Source organism: Aeromonas sp. 102P (assembly GCF_051920345.1).
Lineage (GTDB): Bacteria > Pseudomonadota > Gammaproteobacteria > Enterobacterales > Aeromonadaceae > Aeromonas > Aeromonas veronii.
The window spans coordinates 1-1,673 of the sequence record NZ_JBQBCZ010000012.1 but is presented as its reverse complement, the minus strand read 5'-3'; the positions used below and the strand labels follow the sequence as shown (position 1 = coordinate 1,673).

Here is a 1,673-nt window from a genome sequence, read left to right as displayed (position 1 = left end):
GCAGACCCAAGGTGATGACATGATCTTACATCATTTCCCCGCCTTCTCCATAGGGAGAGGGCTACATGAAGGCAGATAGAGCGCCGAGTACCACCACGGTCGAGAGAGGCCAGCGGGGCCGCACTAGGTATACTGCGGAAACCGTAGCCGCTTCCTCCGCAGATTAACCAGAGAAATTATCGACACCGAAACGGGCGAAGTTTTTCAGGTTTCTAGGGCGCATGATTGCACTCTGGTGATCGAGCAAACCCCCTCCCAGAAACGGGCGCATAAGTGGATGCGGAAAGCCGCCTTGGTCGAGATATTCGGGCGGAAGCATCGCGTAGCGTGCTGCCATAGAAATCCTGTCAGCCGTGGCAGTGATGTGCAGGTTTGGGCTAAGCCAGGCGCTTACCTTCCTGGTCACTATGTCGGGTTGCAGACTTGCGCCTTGCCTTGGCTGTGCCCGATATGCTCCCCCAAGATTGCCGAACGCCGAGCCAACGAGATCCAGCAGGCTATGGGGCTGTGTCTGGCCCAAGGTGGTCAGGTTCTGATGCCAACCTTCACCATCCCCCACGGTCGTCAAGATCTTTTGACCGACACCCTTGCCCTTATCAAGGACGCCTTGCGCTGGATGGCTCGCCATCGCCAGTACAAGCAACTTCAGTCCCGCCTCGGTGTTCAGGGCCGGATCATTGCCACCGAAATCAACCACGGCGAGGCCAACGGCTGGCACCCCCACTTTCACGAACTGTGGTTCTTTGAGGGCTCCGGCGTGGATGCTGCCCAGCTTGAGAAGGATCTGCACGTTCTGTGGGTGGCGGCCTGCCACAAATTCGGCTTGGGCACCCCGAGCCGGAAGCATGGCGTAGTTGTGCAGGACGGCAGCCGCGCCGCCTCCTACGTGGCCAAGATGGGCGACAAGCCTTGGACGCTGGCCGATGAAATGGCCAAGGCCAACGCCAAGAAGGGTCGGAGGTCTAACCGCTCTTTCTGGCAGTTGATTGATTGCTACATGGACGAGAACGCCACCACCCAGCACCGCAACCGCGCCAAGCAGTTGATCCGCGAGTATGCGGAAGCAACCAAGGGCCGCAAGGTGCTAACTTGGACGCAAGGGCTCAAGAAGCGGTATTCCGTCACCGACATGACGGACGAGGAGCTTGCAGCGCAGCAGGAGGAGGAAGCCGTCTTTATCGCTGATATCCCCCTGCCTGACTGGCGGATTGTTATCAGGCACCGTCTGGAGGCCGTTATCCTCGATGTTTGCCTCAACGGTCGGCAGGCCGTTTACGCCATCATTGAGGCATACCGGACGAAAGCGCCGCCTAATAAGCGTCACTGTGACGAAAAGGGTTAGCCCCTTCCTGTCTTTCACATGGGGGCGCACTGAGGAGGAGGAGCGAGAGCGCGCAGCGAGCGACGACGAGGGCGCTCCCCATGCCCCCAATTACCGTAACTGTTACTCTAAAGGTGCCCTATGCCAAAGAGGCCAAAGCCCCCTTTGCGTTATTTCTACCCCTTGCTCACTGAGTTTTCACCGGATGGCCGTGAGGTTGTTTACGCCATCGTCCCCGATCTGCATCAGGCAACGTCCGAGAGCCCCAGCTCCCCAGACCATCGGCTCATCGCTAGGTGCTGCAGTGGTGTTAGCGAGGTAGACCTTTAACCTTAGCAATACGTAACTGAAC

2 protein-coding genes are annotated in these 1,673 nt (G+C 58.3%); one reads left to right on the top strand and one right to left on the bottom strand.

Annotated features, from left to right (window positions below; translation table 11 throughout):
• Positions 1 to 163 precede the first annotated feature (163 nt).
• Positions 164 to 337, bottom strand: coding sequence for a hypothetical protein (locus ACTG1K_RS24530; protein ID WP_440006893.1), 174 nt, complete (start codon positions 335 to 337; stop codon positions 164 to 166).
• A gap of 198 nt (positions 338 to 535) precedes the next feature.
• On the opposite strand from ACTG1K_RS24530, the gene ACTG1K_RS24525 reads away from it, so the two are divergent.
• Positions 536 to 1,342, top strand: a complete 807-nt coding sequence (locus tag ACTG1K_RS24525) for a hypothetical protein (RefSeq protein WP_440006891.1) — start codon at positions 536 to 538, stop codon at positions 1,340 to 1,342.
• Positions 1,343 to 1,673: the final 331 nt, after the last annotated feature.

Coding starts and splice junctions, on each gene's coding strand:
- ACTG1K_RS24530 (WP_440006893.1), bottom strand. CDS start 337: ATGGCAGCACGCTACGCGATGCTTCCGCCCGAATATCTCGACCAAGGC.
- ACTG1K_RS24525 (WP_440006891.1), top strand. CDS start 536: ATGCCAACCTTCACCATCCCCCACGGTCGTCAAGATCTTTTGACCGAC.